Annotated in this window: 20 protein-coding genes, 1 tRNA gene and 1 pseudogene; 17 read left to right on the forward strand and 5 right to left on the reverse strand. The window is 65.4% G+C overall.

Annotated features, from left to right (window positions below; translation table 11 throughout):
* The 3 genes from ABJO18_RS06930 to ABJO18_RS06940 all read right to left on the reverse strand — a co-directional run bounded on the left by ABJO18_RS06930 (position 1) and on the right by ABJO18_RS06940 (position 2,237).
* Complete coding sequence (locus ABJO18_RS06930; protein WP_348509141.1) at positions 1–1,107, reverse strand: PAS domain S-box protein; 1,107 nt, start codon at positions 1,105–1,107, stop codon at positions 1–3.
* Positions 1,108–1,229: 122 nt separating this feature from the next.
* On the reverse strand, positions 1,230–1,454 hold the full coding sequence (locus tag ABJO18_RS06935; protein ID WP_348509142.1) for a DUF1858 domain-containing protein: 225 nt from the start codon (positions 1,452–1,454) through the stop codon (positions 1,230–1,232).
* Between the two features lie 84 nt (positions 1,455–1,538).
* On the reverse strand, positions 1,539–2,237 hold the full coding sequence (locus tag ABJO18_RS06940; protein WP_348509143.1) for a Crp/Fnr family transcriptional regulator: 699 nt from the start codon (positions 2,235–2,237) through the stop codon (positions 1,539–1,541).
* A gap of 72 nt (positions 2,238–2,309) precedes the next feature.
* Between ABJO18_RS06940 and hemN the strand changes: the two genes are divergently transcribed.
* The 5 genes and pseudogenes from hemN to ABJO18_RS06965 all read left to right on the forward strand — a co-directional run.
* Positions 2,310–3,647 (forward strand): oxygen-independent coproporphyrinogen III oxidase, encoded by a 1,338-nt coding sequence (hemN, locus tag ABJO18_RS06945; protein ID WP_348509144.1) that lies wholly within the window; start codon positions 2,310–2,312, stop codon positions 3,645–3,647.
* Between the two features lie 137 nt (positions 3,648–3,784).
* Positions 3,785–6,052, forward strand: a complete 2,268-nt coding sequence (locus ABJO18_RS06950; RefSeq protein ID WP_348509145.1) for a nitric-oxide reductase large subunit — start codon at positions 3,785–3,787, stop codon at positions 6,050–6,052.
* 206 nt (positions 6,053–6,258) lie between these two features.
* A complete protein-coding gene (locus ABJO18_RS06955) occupies positions 6,259–8,151 on the forward strand; it encodes a ribonucleoside triphosphate reductase (RefSeq protein ID WP_348509146.1) in 1,893 nt (630 codons plus the stop codon).
* Between the two features lies 1 nt (position 8,152).
* Entirely contained in the window at positions 8,153–8,851 is a 699-nt protein-coding gene (locus ABJO18_RS06960; RefSeq protein ID WP_348509147.1) for an anaerobic ribonucleoside-triphosphate reductase activating protein, read from the forward strand.
* A gap of 22 nt (positions 8,852–8,873) precedes the next feature.
* Positions 8,874–10,040 (forward strand): annotated as a pseudogene (locus tag ABJO18_RS06965) (NnrS family protein); the annotation flags it as partial.
* Positions 10,041–10,146: 106 nt separating this feature from the next.
* Here ABJO18_RS06965 and ABJO18_RS06970 read toward each other — a convergent pair.
* A complete protein-coding gene (locus ABJO18_RS06970; protein ID WP_348508869.1) occupies positions 10,147–13,230 on the reverse strand; it encodes a TonB-dependent receptor in 3,084 nt (1,027 codons plus the stop codon).
* A gap of 315 nt (positions 13,231–13,545) precedes the next feature.
* Positions 13,546–13,635, reverse strand: a tRNA-Ser gene (locus ABJO18_RS06975).
* 270 nt (positions 13,636–13,905) lie between these two features.
* Between ABJO18_RS06975 and ABJO18_RS06980 the strand changes: the two genes are divergently transcribed.
* From ABJO18_RS06980 to ABJO18_RS07035, 12 genes are all read left to right on the forward strand, one after another.
* Positions 13,906–14,586 carry a 50S ribosomal protein L21 gene (locus tag ABJO18_RS06980; RefSeq protein ID WP_348508870.1) on the forward strand — a complete coding sequence of 227 codons (681 nt, stop codon included), beginning with the start codon at positions 13,906–13,908 and terminating at the stop codon, positions 14,584–14,586.
* A gap of 20 nt (positions 14,587–14,606) precedes the next feature.
* Positions 14,607–14,876: a 50S ribosomal protein L27 gene (gene rpmA / locus ABJO18_RS06985; protein ID WP_138510969.1), complete on the forward strand. Its 270-nt coding sequence runs from the start codon at positions 14,607–14,609 to the stop codon at positions 14,874–14,876.
* Between the two features lie 117 nt (positions 14,877–14,993).
* Positions 14,994–15,521, forward strand: coding sequence for a GNAT family N-acetyltransferase (locus tag ABJO18_RS06990; RefSeq protein ID WP_348508871.1), 528 nt, complete (start codon positions 14,994–14,996; stop codon positions 15,519–15,521).
* 89 nt (positions 15,522–15,610) lie between these two features.
* Complete coding sequence (gene obgE / locus ABJO18_RS06995) at positions 15,611–16,657, forward strand: GTPase ObgE (RefSeq protein ID WP_348508872.1); 1,047 nt, start codon at positions 15,611–15,613, stop codon at positions 16,655–16,657.
* The gene (gene proB, locus ABJO18_RS07000) at positions 16,645–17,772 is read left to right on the forward strand and encodes a glutamate 5-kinase (RefSeq protein ID WP_348508880.1); all 1,128 of its coding nucleotides are present in this window, start codon (positions 16,645–16,647) and stop codon (positions 17,770–17,772) included. The genes obgE and proB overlap by 13 nt, the downstream gene beginning before the upstream one ends.
* Positions 17,769–18,380, forward strand: a complete 612-nt coding sequence (locus ABJO18_RS07005; protein WP_348508873.1) for a nicotinate-nucleotide adenylyltransferase — start codon at positions 17,769–17,771, stop codon at positions 18,378–18,380. The genes proB and ABJO18_RS07005 overlap by 4 nt, the downstream gene beginning before the upstream one ends.
* A gap of 66 nt (positions 18,381–18,446) precedes the next feature.
* Complete coding sequence (rsfS, locus tag ABJO18_RS07010; protein WP_348508874.1) at positions 18,447–18,896, forward strand: ribosome silencing factor; 450 nt, start codon at positions 18,447–18,449, stop codon at positions 18,894–18,896.
* Positions 18,897–19,367, forward strand: coding sequence for a 23S rRNA (pseudouridine(1915)-N(3))-methyltransferase RlmH (gene rlmH / locus ABJO18_RS07015; RefSeq protein ID WP_348508875.1), 471 nt, complete (start codon positions 18,897–18,899; stop codon positions 19,365–19,367).
* Between the two features lie 30 nt (positions 19,368–19,397).
* The gene (locus ABJO18_RS07020; RefSeq protein WP_348508876.1) at positions 19,398–20,609 is read left to right on the forward strand and encodes a peptidoglycan DD-metalloendopeptidase family protein; all 1,212 of its coding nucleotides are present in this window, start codon (positions 19,398–19,400) and stop codon (positions 20,607–20,609) included.
* A 44-nt stretch (positions 20,610–20,653) separates the two neighbouring features.
* Entirely contained in the window at positions 20,654–21,964 is a 1,311-nt protein-coding gene (locus tag ABJO18_RS07025; RefSeq protein WP_348508877.1) for a S41 family peptidase, read from the forward strand.
* 153 nt (positions 21,965–22,117) lie between these two features.
* Positions 22,118–23,455 carry a divergent polysaccharide deacetylase family protein gene (locus ABJO18_RS07030; protein WP_348508878.1) on the forward strand — a complete coding sequence of 446 codons (1,338 nt, stop codon included), beginning with the start codon at positions 22,118–22,120 and terminating at the stop codon, positions 23,453–23,455.
* Positions 23,455–23,961: an RNA pyrophosphohydrolase gene (locus tag ABJO18_RS07035; protein WP_348508879.1), complete on the forward strand. Its 507-nt coding sequence runs from the start codon at positions 23,455–23,457 to the stop codon at positions 23,959–23,961. The genes ABJO18_RS07030 and ABJO18_RS07035 overlap by 1 nt, the downstream gene beginning before the upstream one ends.
* Positions 23,962–24,199 lie beyond the last annotated feature (238 nt).

Raw genomic sequence — 24,199 nt, forward strand, 5'->3', positions numbered from 1 at the left:
CTACTCCATGGGAAGATTGAGACGGAAGCAGGCGCCGGACAAACGATCCCGGCGTGCCGGTTCGACGAGTTCGAGGCTGCCGCCATGCGATTCGGCGATCGTCCGGCAGATGGACAGGCCGATCCCCAGCCCGTCCTTCTTGCTTGTCACAAAGGGGGAGAACAGGTTTGGAGCGAGGTCGTCGGCGATGCCGGGACCGTTGTCCTCGACCTCGATCGCGGCCAAGCCGTCATCGCCGGCCGACACGCGGACACGGATGAGACGTACGTCCTGCTCGCTCGTTGCATCGATCGCATTCTTGACCAGATTGACCAGGACCTGGCGGATCTGGGTCGGATCGGCGAAGACTTCCAGTGTCTCGTCGACGCCGGACAGATCGATCCGCGCCCGCCCGCCATCATCGACGACGCTGCAAAGTTCCGCGGCATCGACGACGATATCGGCAAGCCGCACCTCACGGCGCTCGTCATCGCCGGGCTCGACCATCTGGCGAATGCGGCGCACGATCTCGCCGGCGCGCAAGGCCTCGTCCTGGGCCCGGGCGAACAATTCCCGTGCCTTCGCGGGATCAGCCTCCAGCGAACGTTCCGACGCCGTCAGGAAAAGCGAGATGGCCGTCAATGGCTGATTGAGCTCGTGGGCGAGGGCCGAACCCATCTCCGCTACGGCCCCGACCCGGCCCATATGCGTCAGCTGGGCCTGCAGGTCGCGCAGACGCCGTTCGGCTGCAACGCGCTGGGTGAGATCACGGACAATGCCGACAAAGCAGCTTTCCCCGCCGGTCTCGAACTCTCCGACGGAGAGGTCCATCGGGAACTCGCTGCCATCCTTGCGCAAGCCTTCGACCTCACGGCCGATGCCGATAATCCGCGGCGTTCCGGTGGTGAGATAATTGGTGATGAAGCCGTCATGCCGCTCGGCATAGCGCGGCGGCATCAGCATCGAGACATTCCGGCCAAGCACCTCGTCCGCCGTCCAGCCGAAAATGCGCTCGCATGCAGGATTGTACAGGCTGACATGGCCCGCACGGTCGATGCAAAGAATTCCATCGACCGCGGTGTGGATCAGCGCTTCAAGCTGGCCTTCCGCAAAGGTCTTTTCTGCCATGGCGCGAGAAACCCTGCCGAGCGTGTCCGGCACGCCAGACTGCGCCAACGTGCCCGCTCTTGCAAGTCAATCGCCGCAAGAATTGCCATATTCTCTCGTAAATTCAGGTAAATAATACCATATTAGCTGGCCGCGTCCGGCCTCTCACCGGCGCCAATCGCCTGCGCCAGCTCGCCCGCAAGGACCTCGGGATCGAGTCCGTATTCGTGGGCCGCCTCGCGGACGGTCATGAAGGGCGCCATGACACATCCCGGACAGGCCATGCGGTGACGGATGAAGACCGGAACCGCGTCCGGCCACTGGGTCATCAGCTCGCCGACGACCATGGTTTCGATCCGATCATTCATGGCAATCTCCTTCCAGACACGGCTGCAGTATGGCCGCCATGCCGGAAGGGGATTTGTCACGCCGCAAATCACGGGCGATCTGTTTCAGGCCTGTTCGGAAATCTCCACCAGGCGGTGCGGCCTGCAGATCACCAGGTGGCTGGACCGGCGGCCTTCGAGAATGCCTTCATCGATCCATCCGGACAGTGTCCGGCTGACGGTGTGGAGCGTCGTGCCCGTCATCTCGGCCAAGTCCTGGCGCGACAGGGCGAAGGGTATCTCCACGCCGGCCTCGGTCTTGCGGCCCGACTGGCCGGCGATCTTGAGGATGGTCGCGGCGATCCGCCGCTCGACCTGCTGGGTGGCGACCTGTTGCAGGCGTTCCTGCAACTCCTCGATCCGCCCGCCCATCATGTTCATGGCCTTCATCGCAAGCGGCGGATGCGCCTGCATCAGCTCCATCATGCGCACCTCGCTCCAGACCAGCAGCCGCGTCTCCTCGACCGCGAGCGGCGTGGCCGGATAGGGCACCTTGCGCCAGACCGCGACCGAGCCGACGAGATCGCCGGGTCCCATGAAACGCAGCACGATATTCTTACCGTCGGGCGTCGTCTGATCCAGCCGCAACCGCCCCCAGGCAACAATGAAATGGTGACCGGCTTCATCGCCCTGCCGGAAGACGACATCGCCCTTGTCGACCACACGCACCTGGGCGGTCTCGGCCGCCTCCGACAATGTTTCCAGCGGCAGGCCGGCAAACAGTTTGGCGCGTTCGACAATGGCGATCCTGGCAGTCTTGTCCATGATGCGGCCCCATCTGCAGAAGGTTTGCGTTACCTCAAATCGTGCCCGGCGCCAAACGGCTATCCAGCGCACATGAGAACCGACACGATCCTGAAATACGCCGGCGAGCGGATACCGCGCTATACCAGCTATCCGACTGCGCCCCACTTCACGCCCGATATCGGTGCCGTCAGCTTTGCTCGCTGGCTGGGCGAGCTGGACCCGGCCGAGCCGGTCTCGCTTTACCTGCACATCCCCTTCTGCCGGACCATGTGCTGGTATTGCGGTTGTCACACCAAGGCGACCCGCCGGCTCGCACCGGTCGAGGCCTATGCCGAGGTTCTGCTCAAGGAGATCGACACGATCGCCAACCGCACCCCCGGACGGCTGAAAGTCAGTCATATCCATTGGGGCGGTGGCAGTCCGACCTACCTGCCCGCGCCTTATTTTACCGCGCTCATGGACCGGCTGCGTCACCGTTTCGATGTACTGGGCGATGCGGAAGTGGCGGTCGAGGTCGATCCCCGCATCTTCTCGCCGGAAATGGCCGCAGCCTTTGGCGAGACCGGCGTCAACCGGGCCAGCCTCGGCGTGCAGACTTTCGACGAAGAGGTGCAACGGGCGGTCAACCGGGTCCAGGACCGCGATTGCATCGAGGCCTGTGTGAACCTGCTGCGGACCAGCGGCGTTGAGGGCCTCAATTTCGACCTGCTCTACGGCCTGCCCCTTCAGACGGTCGAGAAATGTGTGGCCAGCGCCGAAACCGCGCTGGAGTTTGCGCCGGACCGATTCTCGGTGTTCGGTTACGCGCACGTGCCGCACATGAAACCGCACCAGAAGATGATCCGCGACGAAACGTTGCCGGGCGCGGCCGACCGCCTCGCCCAGGCCGACGCCATCGCCGAGACCCTGACGCGGAGCGGCCATGTGCAGATCGGGCTGGATCACTTCGCCTATCGCACCGATCCGATGGCGATCGCGCTGGAGACCGGAAACCTGCACCGCAATTTCCAGGGCTATACCACCGATGCTGCAACGGCGATCATCGGCATGGGCGCTTCGGCGATCAGCTGGATGCCGCAAGGCTATATCCAGAACACAACGAACAATCATGAGTGGGAAAGACGCGTGGAGGCCGGCGATCTGCCCGTTGCCCGCGGCTACGCGCTGACACCGGACGACCGGCTGCGCCGGGCCATCATCGAACGCCTGATGTGCCACCTCGATGTGGATGTCGATGCGATCGCGGCTGCAGCCGGTACCGCGTTCGACATGCCCGACCTGTCGGCGTTCGAACACGCCGGCATCCTCTCGCGCCAGGGCAACCGGCTGGCGATAGACCCCGAATACCGGCCGCTGGTGCGCAGTGTCGCGGCGGCGTTCGACGCCTATCTGCCGACATCGACCGCGCGCCACGCCGTCGCTGTCTGACAGGAGATTCCGGCCAATTGCGCGAGCGCAAATCGCGCCCGGACCCTTTCGGCTATCGAGGTTGCATCATCGCTCCCGGCATGCGGGAGCGCGGCCTTACGCTCAAGCCGAGGGAGAAAACCATGCAGGAGCGCTCCATGAGAAAGATGTGGGCGGTCCTGGCGTTGATACTGATCGTGTCGTTCAGCTGGCTTGGCCTGCTGGGCAACGAGATCCACCGCCAGGCCCCGCCCATCCCGTCCGCCGTTGTTACGCGGTCGGGCGAAACCGTATTTACCCGCGACGACATCCAGACCGGCCGTCAGGTCTACCAGTCCATGGGTGGCCAGCAGGTCGGCTCGATCTGGGGCCATGGCGGCTATCTCGCGCCGGACTGGTCGGCAGACTGGCTGCACCGGGAATCCCTCGTGATCCTGGATGGCTGGGCCGAGGCCGAGTACGGCCGGGCCTATGGTGCGCTGGCGACGGAAGACCAGGCGCGCCTGCAGACGCGCCTGCAGGCCGCGCAACGCGAGAACACCTATGATCCCACGACCGGCCATATCGTCATCAGCGACGACCGCGCCGCGGCCATCGCAGCGGTATCGCGTCACTATGTCGACCTGTTCGGCGATGCGCACGCGCTGGAAGGCCTGCGTGAAGACTATGCGATCGCGAACAATGCAATCCCGGATGCCGCGCGCCGCGAAGCCATGATGGCCTTCTTCTTCTGGTCCGCCTGGGCGACCACGACACAGCGTCCGGACGGCGACGTCACCTACACGAATAACTGGCCGCACGAACCGCTGGTCGGCAACGCGCCGTCCGGTCCGAACATCATGTGGTCCATCGCCTCGGTGATCCTGCTGATCGCGGGCATCGCCGCGCTGGTCTGGTGGCATGCCGGCCGCAAGGAAGAAGAAGCGCCGGTGCCGCCGAAGGAAGATCCCTTCACGGGTCTCAAGCCGACCGCCTCGATGAAAGCGACCCGGAAGTATTTCTGGACCGTCATCGCCCTCTTCCTGGCGCAGATCTTCCTGGGTGCCGTCACCGCGCACTATGCGGTGGAGGGCCATGACTTCTACGGCATTCCGATCTCCGACATCATCCCCTACGCGGTCACCCGCACCTGGCACACCCAGCTGGCGATCTTCTGGATCGCGACCGCCTGGCTTGCCACCGGTCTCTACCTGGCGCCCGTACTGGGCGGCAAGGAGCCGAAATTCCAGGCGCTGGGCGTCAACGTGCTCTACGTTGCCCTGCTGGTCGTCGTTGTCGGCTCGATGGCCGGCGAATGGCTCGGCGTGCAACAGGTCTTCGATCTGGACATGAATTTCTGGTTCGGACACCAGGGCTGGGAATATGTCGATCTGGGCCGCTTCTGGCAGCTGCTGCTGTTCGCGGGCCTGATGATCTGGCTGTCGCTTGTCGGCCGCGCCCTCTGGCCGGCCCTGAAACAGCCGGGCGAGGGCCGTCCGCTGACGGTGATCCTCTTCCTGTCGACCATCGCCATCGGCCTGTTCTATGGCGCCGGCCTGACCTGGGGCAAGCACACCCACCTGTCGATGATCGAGTACTGGCGCTGGTGGGTTGTCCACCTGTGGGTGGAGGGCTTCTTCGAGGTCTTCGCAACAGCCGCGATCGCGCTCCTGCTGGTCAAGCTGGGTCTCGTGCGCGCCCGCACCGCCAATCATGGCGTGCTGTTTGCCACGATCATCTTCCTGACCGGCGGCGTGCTGGGCACGCTCCACCACCTCTATTTCACGGGTGCGACCACCTCGGTCATCGCCGTGGGTGCCGTCTTCTCGGCACTGGAAGTGGTGCCGCTGGCCCTGATCGGTCACGAGGCGCTGGAAAACTATCGCATGACGAAGGCGGCCAAGTGGGTCCAGAACTATAAATGGCCCCTCTATTTCTTCGTCGGCGTATGCTTCTGGAATCTCGTGGGCGCAGGCCTGCTGGGCTTCCTGATCAATCCGCCGATCTCCCTCTACTATGTGCAGGGTCTCAACCTGACCGCCACGCACGGCCACGCCGCCCTGTTCGGGGTGTACGGCCTGCTGGGTATCGGCCTGATGCTGTTCTGCTTCCGCGGCCTGTTCGCGAAGCAGGCCTGGTCGGACAAGATGCTCGCCTGGTCGTTCTGGCTCCTCAACGGGGGCCTGGCGATGATGGTCTTCATGAGCCTCTTCCCGGTCGGCGTCCTGCAGGCCCATGCCTCGATCACCGAAGGGCTCTGGTACGCCCGCTCGGCCGAGTTCCTGCAGCAGGAGATCATTCACGTCCTCGTCTGGATGCGGGTGCCCGGAGACATCGTCTTCAGCGCCGGCGCCTTCGTCCTGGCGGCCTTTGCGGCCCGCCTGGTCTGGGCCGGCTTCCGCGGCCAGCGCGAGGAACCCGCACCGGTGGCGACACCGGCGGAATAACCCGCCAACCGGCTGCCGGGGCCTCCCCAGGAGTTCCGGCAGTTCCATCCGCCCCCCGGTCACCCTCTGGCCGGGGGGCTTTTTTTACCCTCACCTCCGGGTGCGACAGGGCGTCCCTGTGACCATCTGTCAGCTCGACGAAACACTACATATAGAGCTCACTTCCACCGCAAACACCAAATATTGATTCGCGAAGGGAGTTTCCGATGCTCGACTCAACCCCGGCCCTGGACGGCGAACCCGCCGTCCAGGGCACTCAGATCGATGTGGCCCACGCCGTTGAGGAATATCTCGGCGGCGCCGACTGGCGCATCAAGGCCAATGCCAATCAGGGCTATTCCCTGGGCGGCCTCATTCTCAACGTTTCCGGCAAGGTGATCGCCAATTACTGGCTCGACCAGGTCTATCCCGCCGCGATCGGCCGGGCCCACCGCGAGGCCGACATCCACGTCCACGATCTCGACATGCTGTCGGGCTATTGCGCCGGCTGGTCGCTGCGCACCCTGCTCAATGAAGGCCTCAACGGCGTCTCCGAAAAGGCCGAAGCCGGACCGCCGCGGCACTTCTCTGTCGCCCTCGGCCAGGCCGTGAACTTCCTCGGCGCCCTGCAGAACGAGTGGGCCGGCGCCCAGGCCTTCTCCTCTTTCGACACCTATATGGCGCCCTTCGTGCGCGTCGACGGGCTGGACTATGAGGCCGTGCGCCAGGGACTGCAGGAATTCGTCCATTCGCTGAACGTGCCCTCGCGCTGGGGCACGCAAACGCCCTTCACCAATCTCACCTTCGACTGGGTCTGCCCGGAGGATCTGCGCGAGCAGACCCCGCTGATCGGCGGCGAGGAGGCCGATTTCACCTATGGCGATCTGCAGGCCGAAATGGACCTGATCAATCGCGCCTTCATCGATGTGATGACGGCCGGAGACGCCAAGGGCCGCGTCTTCACCTTCCCCATCCCCACCTACAACATCACCGAAGATTTCCCCTGGGAGAGCGAGAACGCCCAGGCCCTGTTCGCGATGACGGCAAAATACGGCCTGCCCTACTTCCAGAACTTCATCAATTCCGACATGAAGCCGGGCCAGGTCCGCTCCATGTGCTGCCGCCTGCAGCTCGATCTTCGCGAGCTCTTGAAGCGCGGCAACGGCCTGTTCGGCTCTGCCGAGCAGACCGGATCGATCGGCGTGGTGACGGTGAATTGCGCCCGGCTGGGCCATCGCTTCCAGGGCGACTGGGACGGGTTGATCGCCGAGCTGGACCGGTTGCTGGAGCTGGGACGCGACAGCCTGGAGATCAAGCGTGAATACGTGCAGGCGCTGATGGACAAGGGGCTCTTCCCCTACACCAAGCGCTATCTGGGCACGCTGCGCAATCACTTCTCGACGCTGGGCGTGAACGGGCTCAACGAGATGGTGCGCAATTTCACCGGCGACACGGACGACATCACGACCGAAAACGGCGCATCCATGGTGCTGGACCTGCTCGATCATGTCCGCGCGCGCATGCTGGAATTCCAGGACGCCACCGGTCACATGTACAATCTGGAAGCCACGCCGGCGGAAGGCACGACCTACCGCTTCGCCAAGGAAGACCGCAAACGCTTCCCCGGCATCCTGCAGGCCGGCACCGACGCCAATCCCTACTACACGAATTCCTCGCAATTGCCGGTCGGCTTCACCGACGACCCGTTCGAGGCGCTTTCCCGCCAGGACGAGATGCAGACGAAATATACCGGCGGCACCGTGCTTCATCTCTATATGAGCGAGCGGATCTCCTCGGCCGAGGCCTGCCGCCGCCTGGTGCAGCGCTCGTTGTCGAATTTCCGCCTGCCCTACATCACCATCACGCCGACCTTCTCGATCTGCCCGACCCACGGCTATCTGGCCGGCGAGCATCATCACTGTCCCAAATGCGATGCCGAGAAACAGGCCGCCCTGCCGGACGGCAGCGTGCTGGCCGAGGAAGACCGGCAGCCCTGCGAGATCTGGACCCGGGTGATGGGCTATCACCGGCCGGTCGCCGCCTTCAATCCCGGCAAGCGTGGCGAACACGAGGAGCGCACGCATTTCGAGGAGCGGCGGGCCCGCCTGACCGCCGCCTGACATGGCGAACCGACCGCTCCGCATCGGGGGAGTCGAACCGTTTTCGACGGTCGACTTCCCCGGTCACCTTGCTGCCGTGGTCTTCTGCCAGGGCTGTCCGCTGGCCTGCGGCTATTGCCACAATCCGGATCTCATCCCGGCCACGGCCGAGCGGATGCTGGATTTCGAGGAGGTGCTGTCGGCGATCGCGGCGCGGCGCGGCTTCATCGACGGCGTTGTCTTCTCCGGGGGGGAACCCCTGGCGCAGGCGGCACTCACAGAGGCTGTCGACCGCGTGCGTGCAATGGGGCTGGCCGTGGCGCTGCACACGGCCGGTACGGCACCTGCCCTGCTGCAGACGCTCCTGTCCCGGCTGGACTGGGTCGGCTTCGATGTGAAGGCTCCGTTCGCCGACTATGCCGGCGTAACCAGCGTTGCACCGGCCGGAGCCAAGGCCTTGCGGTCGCTGGAAATCCTTGCCGCCTCGGGCGTGCCCTACGAAGTCCGCACCACGGTCTGGCCGGAAAAGCTTGATGCCGCAGCACTCAGATCCATCGCATTTGCGCTGGATCAAATCGGCGTGTCGCGCTTCGTGCTCCAAGAGTGCAGAACCCCGGACCGCGTGGCCTGGCCGGGAAAGACCGCGCTCGACGATACGGCCCTGATGGCCGAGCTGGGCGCCCAATTCCAAGACTTCGAGGTTCGCCGTGCCCAGCATTGACAAATCCGCCCTCCGACGCGCCATGCCGCAGGATCCGATCCGTGCCCGCCGCGAGTATGCCGGCCCCGCCCTGTTCAGTTTCGGCTTCCGCCCCTTCTTCCTGTTCGGCGCGATCTGGGGTGCCCTGGCAGCCCCTCTTTGGATCTGGAGCTATCTGTCCGGCAACGCGATGATCGGCGCGGCCCCGGCGCTGGCTTGGCATGTCCATGAAATGCTGTTCGGTTTCATCGGCGCCATCGTCGCCGGCTTCCTGCTGACCGCCGTGCCCAACTGGACCGGACGGCTGCCCGTAAGGGGGCTGCCCCTGATCACGCTGTTCGGCCTGTGGGCCGCCGGCCGTGCAGCCATGCTGGCCTATGATGCGCTGGGCCCGATTGCGGCCGTGATCGACAGCACTTTCCTGATCGTGCTCGCCGCGGTCCTCGCCCGCGAAGTCATCACCGGCGGCAATACGCGCAATCTGCCGGTCTGCGTGCTGGCGGCGCTTTTGGCTCTCGCGAATGCCGGCTTCCACCTGGCTCTGGCGACCGGTTCCGGCTGGCGCCCGGCGCAGGGCATCGCGATTGCCGTCATCACCCTTCTGATCGCCCTGATCGGCGGCCGGATCGTGCCCAGCTTCACCCGCAACTGGCTGGTGCAGACGGGCCGCGGCGACAGCCTGCCCGCACCGATGGACCGGTTCGACGGGGCGACCCTCTTCTTTGCCGGTCTCGGTCTTCTGGCCTGGGTCCTGGCCCCTCAGGACTGGTTTTCCGGCGCCCTGCTGTTGGCTGCCGGCGCTCTGCACACGCTCCGGCTGGCGCGCTGGAAGGGCTGGCGGACGGGTGCCGAGCCGCTCGTCCTCGTCCTGCACGCCGGCTACGCCTGGGTACCGGTCGCGCTTTTGCTGATGGGCCTGGGCGTCCTGTTGCCGGCGATCGTGCCGGCTTCCGCCGCGCTGCACGCCCTCACGGCCGGCGCCATGGGCACGATGACTCTCGCCGTGATGACCCGCGCCAGTCTCGGCCATACCGGCCGCGCGCGGACCGCCGACGGATGGACCAGCCTGATCTATCTTCTGGTTATCGCCGGTGCGCTTGTGCGCACGTTCGCACCGATCCTGCTCGGCACGCTCCAGTATCCGGCCCTGGGCATGGCTGCCGCCCTGTGGAGCGGCGCTTTCGCCCTGTTCGCGATCCGCTACGGCAATATGCTTTGGACGCGAAGCCGGCAAGGTTTCACCCGGCCGACAATTCCTGCGACCGGCAGACAGGACGAGAGTGCCGTGTTTGACGGCACTCTCGTCGCCCGTCTGTCTAGAAGACCTTGCGGATGTCGAAATAGACCTGGCGGCCACGGATGCTGTGATAGGCAGCATCATAGCCATTGGTCTCATCGGCAAGCGGCGGGTCCTCATCGAAGATATTGTTGGCACCGACGCGGATACGCAGACCGTCGAGCGCGCCCTGACGGTCGAACTCGTACTCCACATAGGCGTTGGTCTGGGTCCAGGATTCCACGATGAACGGATCGCCGTCCGGGTTCAGACCGGCCCCGGTGTCGATGAACTCGCTCGTGTAGTCGGCACGGATGCCTGCTCCCAGACCGTTCGGATGCGACCAGCTCAGGCTGGCACCGACCCGCCATTCCGGCTGGCCGTCCTGCATGATGATGTCGCCTTCCTGGGAGACTGTGATCTCGTCGGAAATCAGGCCGCTGTCGACAGCATCCCGGATCTGCTGGGCACCCGGCGACAGGGCAATGAAGTAGGTGTCGAGATAGGAGGCGTTGATCTTCAGATTGAAGTCACCGTACCGCGTATCCTCGAGATCGTAGTAGATCGCGTAGTCGATACCCGCGACCTCGATCTCTTCATTGTTGTCGTAGGTGTCCAGGATGAAGAGGATGTCACCCGCCGGATCGAGCCCGGCCGCGGTGAAGTAGTCGATATCATCCTGGTCGGGCGTGTCCCGCACGACGTTGGGATTGGATGAGCCCTGCAGGCGCAGCAAGTAGTCGAGGCTAACGTGGTTCTCTGCGCCGAACACACCGACCACGCCCTGGCGTTCGATTTCCCAGCGGTCGACAGTGACCGTCAGCGCATTCAGGAAGCTCATCGGCCCGCTGAAGCCGCGCGGCTCCAGAACCAGGCCGAAGGTGACATTGGTGTCGTCTTCCGGACCGATATCGTCGGCCACAGAGCGGCGTTCCGTCCGGCCAACCGAGAAGCCCGTACAATCGGCGAAGGTGGCAAAGGTGCCGTTGCGCACGCCGGCTTCGCAGAAATAGCTGTCTTCACGGGCGTTCGACCGGTCGACACCTTCATTGATGACGATCAGGTTGGGTGCCCGGAAGCCCTCGGAGTAGGCCCCGCGGAACATCAGGCCCTCGAACGGCCGCCATGCAGCCGCCACACGCGGCTTGAGACCGCTGCTGCCGAAGTCGGAATAATCCTCGATGCGCGCCGCGATCTGGACATCGAACGTATCCACCAGCGGGATGTTCATGTCCGGGCTGACCAGCGGGATGGACGCTTCCATGAAGGCACCGAGCACGTCGCGCGATCCGCTGGAGTCCGGGGTCGGGCTGGTGCCGTAGATGTCGGTCTGGCTCACCTCACCCGTCACCATGTCGGTGAAGGTGATCGTGCCGTCGAGCCGGTCATCCCGGTTCTCGTCATAGGCCTCGTAACGCGCCTCGACACCGGCCGCGATGCCGATGGCACCGCCCGGCAGCGAGAAGACGTCGCCATTGGAGACCTTGAAGTCGATCAGGGCGAGTTCGGTCGTGCTTTCGCGGACCACATCGACCAGGAAGGGTTCGATCAGGTCACGGGAGTTGGCGGTCGCATCGCCGATCGACGGATTGTTCGGATCGCCGCCATTGAAGATATTGTAGACATTCGGCGTTTCGTTGAAGAGCGCCTGCTGGAACAGGGTCCGCGAGACCGAGTTGTTCGCCGTGTCTTCCGCGTAGGCCCGGTTATAGAGCAGCGCGCTGTCCCAGTCCCAGCCATTGGCGAATTCGCCGCGGGCGCCGCCCAGGGCGCGCCACTGGGTGTTAATGACCTCGATGTCCCGGAAGCCGACATCGACGAAGCGGTAGCGGCCGCCATCGGTAAAGACCGGGAGGCCTTCCGCCGGCACGTTCGTCAGACCGGGCAGGCGGTTCGGATTGATCGAACCGTCCGAGAAAGTGATCGGGCCGAACGGGTTGTAATAGTAGTTCGCCGGCACCGAGATCTCGGTGGCTGCGATGCCGTTGCGCGGCTCGTTCGTCGACTGGGTTTCCGCGTAATAATAGCCGAACTCGGCATACAGGCGCACGCCATTGTCCAGATCGTGATTGACGAAAGCAAAGCCGTTGAACCGATTGCGGTCCGAGATGATGGAGCGATCATAGGCACCATCGAAACGCAGATCGCGATCGAGGCTGCCATCGTCGATACACAGGTTTGGCACCGACAGGGCACCGGCAGTATCGGCGCGGCAACCGGCAAAACTGGTCGGCTGGAAGTGAAACACACCCGCAGTCGATGTCAGCGTCGTGCCGTTCTGACGGACCCGCGTGCTCGACGTCGTGTTGAGCGTCCACTGGCCCCAGGGAGACTGTGTGGCCCGGTTATCGAAGGACGTGTCGCCCTCGAAGCTCGTTCCCACGAGGAAGGGCCGCAGGTCTTCGCTGGACGCCAGCGGGACTTCCGACGCGAAAAGACCATCACGGCGCGAATATTCCGCCGAGATGGAGATATTGGTCCGGCCCTCGTTGAAATTGTCGCCGGCCTTGACGGTCAGCGTCTGCTCGTCGAGGCCGTTGCCGGTCGCGAACAGATGGCGCGCCCGGACATAGAGCCCCTCGTAATCGTCATCGAGAATGGTGTTGAACACGCCGGCAACAGCATCGGTGCCATAGATGGCCGACGCACCGTCATTCAGCACTTCAACGCGCGAGATGCCGGCAACCGGAAGCGCGTTCACATTCGTCGTCGTCACCGGGGTCGACAGCTCGGCCTGGGTCGACGGGTGATTGACCACGCGACGGCCGTTCAGCAGCACCAGCGTACCGCTCGAACCGATCGAGCGCAGATTGATCGACGCGACGTCGCCACGCGCATTGTTGTTGGTGGTGTTGTTGTCCGTGCGGAACTGCACGCTACCCTGGGCCGGAAGGGCGCGGATCAGATCCTCGCCATCCACACCGCCGATCGCGGCAATGTCCGCTTCGCCGATAATCGTCACCGGCAGCGCTTCGTTGATCCGGGCACCTTGGATATTGGTACCGGTGACAACGATCACATCCTCATCCTGCTGGGACGGCGCAGCGTCCTGAGCGAGCGCGGTGCCGCCAATTGCCAGCGCACCCAGCGCGATTCCCGACCTTAAGATTCCCCTGAACGACATTCCTTGCCTCCCGTTCTTTATACAAACGACGAGAGCAATCGTGCTGAACAGTGTCAACAAAAAAAGATACACGCGGTTCAAATTTCATACGACAACTGGAAACGACATACGGGCAACGGCTGATGCTGGTCGTTTAAAGAGACGAGGCCGCGCGCCAGCGGTGTTCACGCTTCATCGCCCTGAAGCCTGCCCCCTCAAGGACACGGGGGCGGCCAGCCGCCTGAATGACAGCCACAAGTGCCGCTGAGGCCGACGCGCCAGGACCGGGCCGTGGCCGGCGCCAGGACGTTCAACATACGTGAAAACAGGGAAAGCTGGCGGAGAGGGAGGGATTCGAACCCTCGGTACCCGTAAAGGCACAACGGTTTTCGAGACCGCCCCGTTCGACCACTCCGGCACCTCTCCGCACGGGGAGCGGGGGTTTTGACTGAGCGGACCGACAAAATCAAGAGGGCAGTACTGCGGGCCCGCAGCATGGCGCTGCGCATGCTGTGACTGCGCATTTCATTGACTCTTGGCTGCGCATGCGTATAACGCCCGCTCCTGCTCGCACGGACCCGTCTGTGCGGGCCCATAAACAGTGAACAACGCTCCGGGCATACGGAGTGAAGAAAAAGGACCCGCCGGACCCGCCAGACAAGGGCCGGACGTGTCGCAGAAAAGGATCGAGAGATCATGTTTGCAGTGATCAAGACCGGCGGTAAGCAGTATCGCGTCGCCGCCGGAGACGAAATTCGCATCGAGAAGATCGACGGCGCTGCCGGCGACACGATGGCGCTGGGCGATGTGCTGATGCTCGGCTCGGACAAGGGTGTCACGGTCGGTTCGCCGCTCGTCGACGGTGCCCAGGTGATCGGCGAGCTGCTGGACACCAACCGTGCCCGCAAGATTCTCGTGTTCAAGAAGCGCCGCCGCCAGAACTACCGCCGCACCAAGGGCCACCGTCAGTGGGGCTCGCTCGTGCGCATCGCGGAAATCGTGGCACCGGGCGAAACCGCCAAGACGAAACTGAAGTCGACCACGGCTGCGCCGAAGACGGCCGACAAGGCCGAAGCCGCTCCGAAGGCCAAGGCGGCCCCGAAGAAAGCTGCGGCTCCGAAGGCTGAAGCCAAGACCGAAGCGCCCAAGGCGGCTCCGAAGAAGGCCGCTGCCAAGGCCGGCAATGACGACCTGACCCAGCTGGACGGTGTCGGCCCGGCTTTCGCCAAGAAGCTCAACGAAGCCGGTGTGACGTCCTTCGCCCAGATCGCGGCGTGGACCGAAGCCGACCTGGATAGCCTGAACGAGACCGTCTCCGGTCTGAAGGCCAAGGCTGAAGCTAACAACTGGATCGAAGCGGCCAAGTCGCTCGCGTAACGTTATAGGAGGGCTATTCCATGGCTCACAAAAAGGCAGGCGGCTCGTCCCGTAACGGTCGCGACTCAGAAGGCCGGCGCCTTGGCGTCAAGAAGTTCGGTGGCCAGACGGTCATTCCGGGCAACATCATCGTGCGCCAGCGCGGCACCAAGGTGAATCCGGGTGCCAATGTCGGCATGGGCAAGGACCACACCCTTTTCGCCCTTACCGAAGGCCGCGTGAAGTTCGCCAAGAAGTCTGGCGGCAAGGCTTTCGTATCGGTTGAACCGATTGCCGACGCAGCCGAGTAAGGCGGTCCGGGACATAGCCGGGCCGACCGCGTAGAGCGGGGTCCGGAAGCGCCAGACGCGCGAAAAGGGGAGACGGGCCACCGCCTCCCCTTTTTCTTTCCCCCGGAGACGCCGGCCATGGGACCCCGGATCGAAACGGCCAGATGCCTGCTCAGACTGCCCGAGCTGGACGATGCCCCCGCCATATCCCGCTATTGCGGCGAATATGATGTGGCCAAGAATACCGCCCGCATTCCTCACCCTTACCCGTCGCTGAGCGCGGAGATGTGGGTGCTGATCACCCGCGCGGCCTGGACCCCGCAGGGCAACCAGTCGCTCACGGTCGAGCACGAGGGTGAGGTGATCGGTGGCGGCGGCGTGTTCCGGCGCACACCGAAAGCCGACTGGGAGATCGGTTACTGGATCGGTCGCCCGTGGTGGGGTCAGGGATTTGCCACCGAGATCGGCGGGGCCCTGGTCGAGCTGGGCACGCAGACGCTGGGCGCGTCCCGCCTCATTGCCGGCCACTATGACGACAACCCGGCCTCGGGCCGCGTGCTGGAAAAGCTGGGCTTTGCCTATACGGGCAGCAGCGCGAACCTGTTCGCCATGGCCCGCATGGGCAAGGCGAACAGTCTGAACATGGTGCGCGAGGCGGCCGTCTAGCCACCGCCGCACAAAGCCACTGATCTTCGCCGGGTTTTCCTATATGGACATCCGGTTCAAACTGACGCTGCAGCCAAGAAGCCCTCATCATGAAATTCCTCGACCAGGCCAAAGTCTATGTCCGCTCCGGAAACGGGGGCGCGGGATGCGTGTCCTTCCGGCGCGAGGCCTATGTGGAATATGGCGGTCCCGATGGCGGCGATGGCGGCAAGGGCGGCGATGTGTGGGTGGAGGCCGTGGACGGTCTGAACACGCTGATCGACTACCGCTACAAGCAGCACTTCAAGGCCGATACCGGTCAGCACGGCATGGGCAAGAACCGCACCGGCGCCGGCGGCGAGGACGTGGTGCTGCAGGTGCCGGCCGGCACGCAGATCCTCGACGAGGACAAGGAAGAGATTCTCGCTGATATGACAGAAGTGGGTCAGCGCGTTCTGCTGGCCCGCGGCGGCGATGGTGGCAAGGGCAATGCCCGCTACAAATCATCGACCAACCAGGCGCCGCGCAAATCGACGCCGGGCTTTCCCGGCGAGGAGCGCTGGGTCTGGCTGCGGCTGAAGCTGATCGCCGATGTCGGCCTGGTCGGCCTGCCCAATGCCGGCAAGTCAACCTTCCTGTCGGTCGTCTCCCGCGCGCATCCGAAAATCGCGGCCTATCCCTTCACCACGCTCTATCCGCATCTGGGCGTGGTCGATCTGGGCCCGGGTTCGCGCTTTATCGTCGCCGACATTCCCGGCCTGATCGAGGGCGCCCACGAAGGCGCCGGCATCGGCGACCGTTTCCTCGGTCATATCGAGCGCTGCGCCTCGCTGATCCACCTGGTCGACGGCACACAGGAAGACGTGGCAGCGGCTTACACGACGGTGCGCGGCGAGCTGGAAGCCTATGGCGCCGGGCTCGACACGAAGACGGAAATCCTCGCGCTCAACAAGATCGACGCAATGAGCGAGGACGATATCGCGGAAAAGGTGGCCGCACTCGAAGCGGTCAGCGGCCGCAAAGTGATGCGGATTTCCGGCGTTGCCGGCACCGGCATCAAGGAGATCTGCGGCAAGGCCTGGGATGTCGTGCTGGAGGACCGCCGCATCGAGGCCGCCCGCGAAGCCCAAGCCGGCGAGGACGGCTGGGCGCCGTGACACGGCCTGCTTTCGACGCCGTCGGCACGCTGGTCGTCAAGGTCGGCTCCTCATTGCTGCAGGGCGGGCCTGCCGTCCTGACCGCGATCGCAGACGACATCGCTCGATTGCATGCCCGGGGCTGCCGCGTGGTGATCGTGTCCTCCGGCGCGGTCGCGCTGGGCCGGTCGCGCCTCGGCCTCACCCAGCCCGTCCTGTCGCTCGAGCAGAAGCAGGCCGCCGCCGCGGCCGGACAACCGCGCCTGCTGGCTGCCTGGGATGCAGCGCTCGAACCGCATGGACTGACCGCCGCCCAGGCCCTGATGACGCTGGACGTCACCGAGAACCGGCGCTCCTGGCTCAATGCCCGGGCAACGCTGAATACGCTGGTCGAGCTGAACGCGGTGCCGGTGGTCAACGAGAATGACACGATCGCGACCGACGAGATCCGCTATGGCGACAATGACCGGCTGGCCGCCCGCGTTGCCCAGCTGATCGGCGCGGATCTTCTGGTCCTGCTGTCCGATATCGACGGGCTGTACGAGGCCGATCCGCGCAAGCACCCCGGCGCCGCCTGCCTGCACGATATCCCCGTGATCGACGACCGCATCCGGTCAATGGCCGGCGAGGCCAATGCCCAGGCGGCGGTCGGCACGGGCGGCATGCGCACGAAAATCCTCGCGGCCGAGCTGGCCGGGCGCTCGGGCTGCGCCACAGCCATCGCGCTGGGCACGGCACCGCATCCGCTGGTCAGCCTGCGCGACGCCTCCCATGGCAGCTGGTTCCACCCGGCCCGGACCGCATCGAGTGCCCGGGAAAGCTGGATCGCCGGCGCGGAAAGCCCGACCGGGGAAATCCATGTCGATGCCGGTGCCGCAGCCGCACTCCTGGCAGGCAAGTCATTGTTGCCAGTCGGCGTGACCTCCGTCGCCGGACGGTTCGAGCGCGGCGAGACGGTGCGCATTCTCGGCCCGCAGGGCGCGCTGGTCGGCCGTGGCGTGTGCGCCTACAGCGCGGCCGATGCACGGCTGATTGCCGGTTGCCGCACCGAGGAGATCGAGACCCGGCTGGGCTATCGCCGCGCAGCCGCGCTCATCCATGTCGACGATCTCGTGCTCGAGCGGGAGGCATCATGAGATCGGCGCCGCTGAAATCCGAACTCCTGGCCCCGGGCATGCGTATCGGCCTGTTCGGCGGCACGTTCGACCCGCCCCATGCCGGCCACCTGCATGTGGCGCGCACCGCCATGCGCCGCCTCAACCTGCATCGCGTCTGGTGGCTGGTCTCGCCGCAGAATCCGCTGAAGCAGCGCCAGGCCGGCGATCTCGTCCGGCGGATGGATGCCGTCGCCGAGCTGGCCAACGAACCGCGCATGGTGGTCAGCGATATCGAGGCCCGCCTCGGGATCAATCGCACCGTCGATCTTATGCGCGCACTGAAACGCCGGTATCCGGATGTGCGCTTTGTCTGGATCATGGGTGCCGACAACCTGTCCAGCATCCACCGCTGGGGCCATTGGCGCGAGATTTTCGCGAGCTATCCGATCGCCGTCGTGTCCCGTCCGACCGATGCGGTTCGCGCTCGCCTGTCGCCGGCGGTGCAGATCCATGCCCGCGACCGGCTCAGTGAGGACCAGGCCCGGCACCTGGCCGGCTGTACGGCGCCGGCCTGGACCTATCTGACCGAGCCCTATCATCCGCACTCCTCCACCGCGCTGCGGCACCGGAGCACGCGGAAGGCCTGATTCAGCGCGGATTGGCGTCTCGAACGCGACGGCAAAGCGTGCTATGAAAGACGTGTTTGTTTTTGGATGTCAGAGAGGACACCAGCCCTGTCTACGGAATTATCGCGCCGTAAAGAGCAAGAAACGGCCGCTGCAGTTCGCGTCACCGGCGATGACGCGCATGTCGAGGAACTCGAGACACTCATTCTCGACTCGCTGGAAGACGACAAGGCCGAAGAGGTCGTGGCTATCGACCTGCGTGGCAAATCTTCCGTCACCGATATCATGATCGTCGCCTCCGGGCGGTCGGCGCGGCATGTCAGCGCGCTGGCCGATCACCTTGTGCGCAAGCTCAAGGAGCACGGCCAGGGCAAGGCCCGGGTCGAGGGCCTGCAGACCTGTGACTGGGTGCTGATCGATGCCGGCGACGTCATCGTCCACCTGTTCCGGCCGGAAGTGCGCAGCTTCTACAATCTGGAAAAGATGTGGTCCGTCGAACCCGACGCCACCGCGTCGCCGGAAGCCACGGCCCAGTAGGTGAAACTCACCATCGCAGCGCTCGGCCGCATGAAGGCCGGGCCCGAACGCGAACTCGTCGATACCTATATCGAACGGGCGAGCGCGACCGGCCGGGCGATCGGCCTCGGGCCCGCAGGCGAACAGGAAATCGACAACCGGTCCCTGACATCGGCCAGCGACGAGAGCCGTGCGCTGGCCGCGGCCCTGCCCGCCGGTTGCAAACTGGTGCTGATGGACGAACGCGGCAAGGCGATGACCTCGCGCGATTTCGCCCGCACGCTGGCCCGCTGGCGCGATGAGGGCGTGCGCGAAGCCGTGTTCTGCATCGGCGGTGCCGACGGGCATGACCGCACCCAATTGCCCCAGCCCGATCTGATGCTCGCTTTCGGACCTGCCGTCTGGCCGCACAAGCTGGTCCGTGTGATGCTGGCCGAACAGATCTACCGGGCCGTCTCGATCCTGGCCGGGACGCCCTATCACCGCGACTGAACCCATGGCCCCTGACCCGCGTCCGGCATCATGCTGAGCCTTATCGCTGCCCTTGCCCTGATGCAGACCCAGACTGGCGATGTACTGCCGGATCCGGATGAAGCTGCGCGTCTGGAAGAAGAGGAGCGCGAAGCCGCGGCCCGTGCCGAGGCGATGCAGAGGCAGGCCGAGGAACTGGCAACGGAAGTCGCGCTGATGCAGCGCCAGCTGGTCGAGCTGGGCCAGCGCGTCGGGGCCAGCGAGCAGGCGGCCCTGGAAGCCCAGGCCTCGCTCGATGATCTGCAATCCCGCGAGACCGGGCTTCTGGCCCGGCTCGGCGAGAACCGGGACGCCCTGATCGGCCTGCTGGCGGCGATCCAGCGCATCGAAAGCCAGACCCCGCCGGCCGTGCTGGCCGCACCCGGCGATGCCGCGGATGCTGCCCGCGCAGCGGCGCTGATGGCGGAGGTCGCGCCGGCCTTGCAGGAACGGGCCGAGGCGCTGTCGGTCCAGCTGGAGGAATTGCGCACCCTTCGCGCGGACATCGAAAGCGAGCAGTCGGCGCTTGCCCTGACCGAGGATACGCTGGCCGATCAGCGTCTCGAACTGCAGGCCCTGATCGCCGAACGCCGCGCGCTGGAAGCCCGGCGCCGCAATGAAGCCGTGGCCCTGCTGGAAGCCTCCAGCTCCGCCGGCGAGCGCGCCCGCTCGATCCGCAGTCTGATCGGCGAGCTGTCGCGCATGGCGGAAGTGGTTCCCACGGTCAGCCCGCGCCGGCGCGAGATCGAGGACGCCGTTCCCGAACCGCGCATCCGGCCGCCGCGCGAACTCGTCTCCGCCCGCGTCCCGGTGACACCGCTGGAAACCCTGCGCTTTGCCGATGCGCGGGGCCGCTTGCGCCCGCCCGCCGCCGGCGAGATCGAACGCGGCTTCGGTCAGGTGAGCGAAGATGGCACAGCTTCTGAAGGAATTTTCATTCGGACCCGGCCGCGGGCGCAGGTAATCTCGCCCTTCGACGCCCGTGTGGAGTTCGCGGGACCGTTCAACACATACGGCGGTCTCTTGATACTCAATGTCGGCGATGACTACTATATCGTACTGGCTGGCATGGCGGTGACCTATGCCAGCGTGGGTCAGAGTGTCCTGGCGGGCGAACCCGTCGGCGCGATGCCCGACCAGTCCCAACCGGCACCGGATTTGTATCTGGAGCTGCGACGTGACGGAGTGGCGATCGACCCGGCCCCGTGGCTGCGGAGCCGGTGACCTCGCCAATACAGGACTATCGCGCTCAAAGGACGCGAGCTCGCATGCGTATCAATGTCTTCGCTTCGATGGTTGCCTTCGCTGTAGGCGCGGTGGCCATTGCGGTCTCGGCCGAGGGCAGCCAGGACAATCGCACGGAAACCTTCCGCCAGCTGGAACTCTTCGGCGATGTGCTCAGCCGGGTGGAGTCGGACTATGTTTCCGACACCGACCAAGCCCAGCTGATCGAGGCCGCCATCGAAGGCATGCTGACCTCGCTCGACCCGCACTCCACCTACCACAATCCCGACAGCTACGAGGATCTGCGTGTCTCCACCCGCGGTGAATATGGCGGCCTGGGCATGGAAGTGACGCGCCGCGACGATTTCATCACCATCGTCTCGCCGATCTCCGACACGCCGGCCGAACGCGCCGGGCTGCGCACCAATGACAAGATCATCGCCGTCGACGGCGAGAGCATTGTCGGCATCTCGGTCGACGATGCGGTCGCCCTGATGCGCGGCGCTGTCGGCGAGCCGGTCACCATCACCGTCGCCCGCGAGGACGAAGATCCGTTCGACGTCACCCTGGTGCGCGACACCATCCCGCTGCGCACCGTCGCGACCCGCCTGGAAGAGGGCGTGCCCTATATGCGCATCGCCGGCTTCAACGAGCGCACCACGGAAATGGTGCAGGAGGGCATCTCCGAGCTCGAGGACGAATATGGCGCACCGCTGCCGGGCCTGATCCTGGACATGCGTTACAATCCGGGCGGCCTGCTGGACCAGGCGATCGGTGTGACCGATGTCTTCCTGGACGGTGGCGAAGTGGTCTCCACCCGTACCCGCGATCCGCGCGACACCCAGCGCTATAATGCCCGCCCGGGCGACCGGCTGAACGGCGCCCCGATCGTGGTGCTGATCAATGAAGGTTCGGCCAGTGCGGCGGAGATTGTCGCCGGCGCACTGCAGGACCGCGAACGCGCCGAACTCGTCGGCATGACCAGTTTCGGCAAGGGCTCGGTGCAGACCATCATCCCGCTGCGCGGCGGCCGTGACGGGGCCCTGCGCCTCACCACGGGCCGCTATTACACGCCGGCCGGCCGTTCGATCCAGGCCACCGGCATCATTCCGGACACCCAGATTTCCGCCTGGGCGCTGGAAGAGGATGAAGAGCACGAAGTGCCGGAAATCGCCTCCGAGGCCGACCTGCCGGGTGCGCTGGAGAACGAGAATGGCGATCACCGGGCCGAGACCGATATCGCCTCTGTCGAACAGCCGCCGGCCGACTGGTCGGAAGACGAGGACTATCAGCTCCACCGGGCGCTGGAGATCCTGCGCGGCACGATGGAAAGCCAGCAGGCCTCGCTGCAATAGCGGCTCTGCCGCCTGCCATGGCAAAATTGTTGGCGGCGCCTTCCGGAAGGGGGGCGCCGTTAACCGTTTTTTACGGCCGAATCGATCACATAGGCGGCGAATGCGTCCGCACCCTGCCGGACGCTTGTGGAATTGCCTGACAGGCCCGAAGCCATGACGACCGCCGTTCTTCGCCACGCCCAGCCGCTGCTGACTATCCGCGCGCCCGTGATCGCCGGGCTCGCGACGGCCGGTCTGTTCTCGCTGGTCATTGTCGGTGTCGCCCTGTTCGGCGAGGCCAATACGGCACCGCCTGCCGCCCGCGGCGGGTTCGAGCCGGTCACCCTGCCCCAGCACACGGCCGAAGCCGGTCATGACGGCCTGCGCAATGATCACGGCGCCGACGAACGTCCGATCCGCTTTCTGGAACCGGAAGACCACGCCGATGCGAGCCTCGCCGGCGTGCGGGACGGTTTCGGCGGCACGCCGAACGCCGCTTCGGCCGGCGGCCACGCCACGCCGTCCACCCATGCCGGATCCGATCCGGCCGATGCCGAGGCCCGACACGCTGCGTCGACCGGTCAGGCCAATCCGAATGCCCTGCGCGCCGCGCCGATTGCCGGGCTGACCGAGCCCGGCCCGGGCGGCTTGCTGCCGGTGATCGGTCCCGACGGCACCCGCCCCTCGCGCGCCTATGCCCGGCCCTTCCACGGCGATCCGGCCGCCCCGACCATCGCCATCGTCGTCGGCGGCATGGGGCTGAACCGCACCGTCACCCAGGCTGCGATCGACGAGCTGCCGCCCGAAGTCGCGCTCAGCTTTGCGCCCTATACCGAAAACCTCCAGGCCTGGATCGACCGGGCCCGCGCCGCCGGTCATGAAGTACTGATCGAGGCGCCGATGGAGCCGTTCGACTATCCCAATAATGACCCCGGCCCGCACACCCTGCTGGCCGACGGCGCTGCCGAGGAAAACGGCCGGCGCCTCGCCTGGCTGCTCAGCCGTACAACGGGCTATTTCGGTGTGACCAATTATCTCGGCGCCCGTTTCTCGGCCTCCCAGGACGCCCTGCGCCAGGTCTTCGGCACGCTGGAACAGCGCGGCGTCGCCTTCCTGCATGACGGTGCCGGCCGCCGCTCGACGATCGAGGCCGCCGCCAATGCGACCGATGTCGAGTACGCCATCGCCGACCGTATTCTCGACGAGGATCCCAGCCCGGCCTCGATCGACGAGCGCCTGCTCGCGCTCGAAGCCCTGGCGATCCAGAACGGCGCCGCCCTGGGTACCGGCTTTGCCTATCCGGCCACCGTCGAGCAATTGCGCGACTGGGCCGCCAATCTGGACATGCGCGGCTATCAGCTCGCACCGCCCTCTGCCGTGATGGCGCGGCGGCGCCTGGAAGCCCGGCTGGCCGCCGAGGCCCAGCCCGAAACCCCGCCGCCATCGGCTGCACCCCGCCGTACGGCAAGCGCCGACGACCACGCGCCCGCTGCCTCGAGCGGCCATCACTGATGGCCGGCGCGGACGATATCTGGCCCCATCACCGCGCCAATGTCGGCATCGCCCTCTTCAATACCGCCGGCCAGGTCTGGCTGGGCCGCCGCGAAGGCACACCGCCGCCCTGGAACTGGCAATTGCCGCAGGGCGGGATAGACCCGGGCGAGGATGCCCGGACAGCTGCCCTGCGCGAGCTGGAGGAAGAAACCGGCATTTCCGCCGCCAGCGTCTCCATCATTGGCGAGATCCCCGGCTGGCTGGCCTATGACTATCCGCCTGAAGTGCGCGAGGATCCGAAGTTTCACAAGAAGCGCCATCTCGGCCAGAAGCAGCGCTGGTTCGCCCTGCGCTTTGCCGGATCGGACAGCGACATCGACCTGGAACAGCATGGCGAGGTCGAGTTCGACGCCTGGCGCTGGGGCGCCCTCGAGGAAATCCCCGGCCTGATCATCCCCTGGAAACGCGACGTCTACGAACAGGTCGCCACCGCCTTCGCAAAGTTCGCTGTGCCCGTGCACTGATACGCAGCCGCGCTTTCTCTTCTGCCTCTTCACTCCACTTCCCCCGGCCCCGGAACAAGTCCGGGGGAAGTGGCGTGTGTTGACGGCACCCAGCGCGAAACCCTCCACGGGCTTGCGCCCTGGAGCGATGAGAGGGGTGCGGGATGCACGGCGGACATCGTGTCCGGATTTGAAGCTTTGGTGGTGATGCCCGAGGCATCCCGCACGCGGAGATTTACCCGGATCCCTTGCGGGACCG

The organism is Maricaulis sp., from assembly GCF_039978735.1.
Lineage (GTDB): Bacteria > Pseudomonadota > Alphaproteobacteria > Caulobacterales > Maricaulaceae > Maricaulis.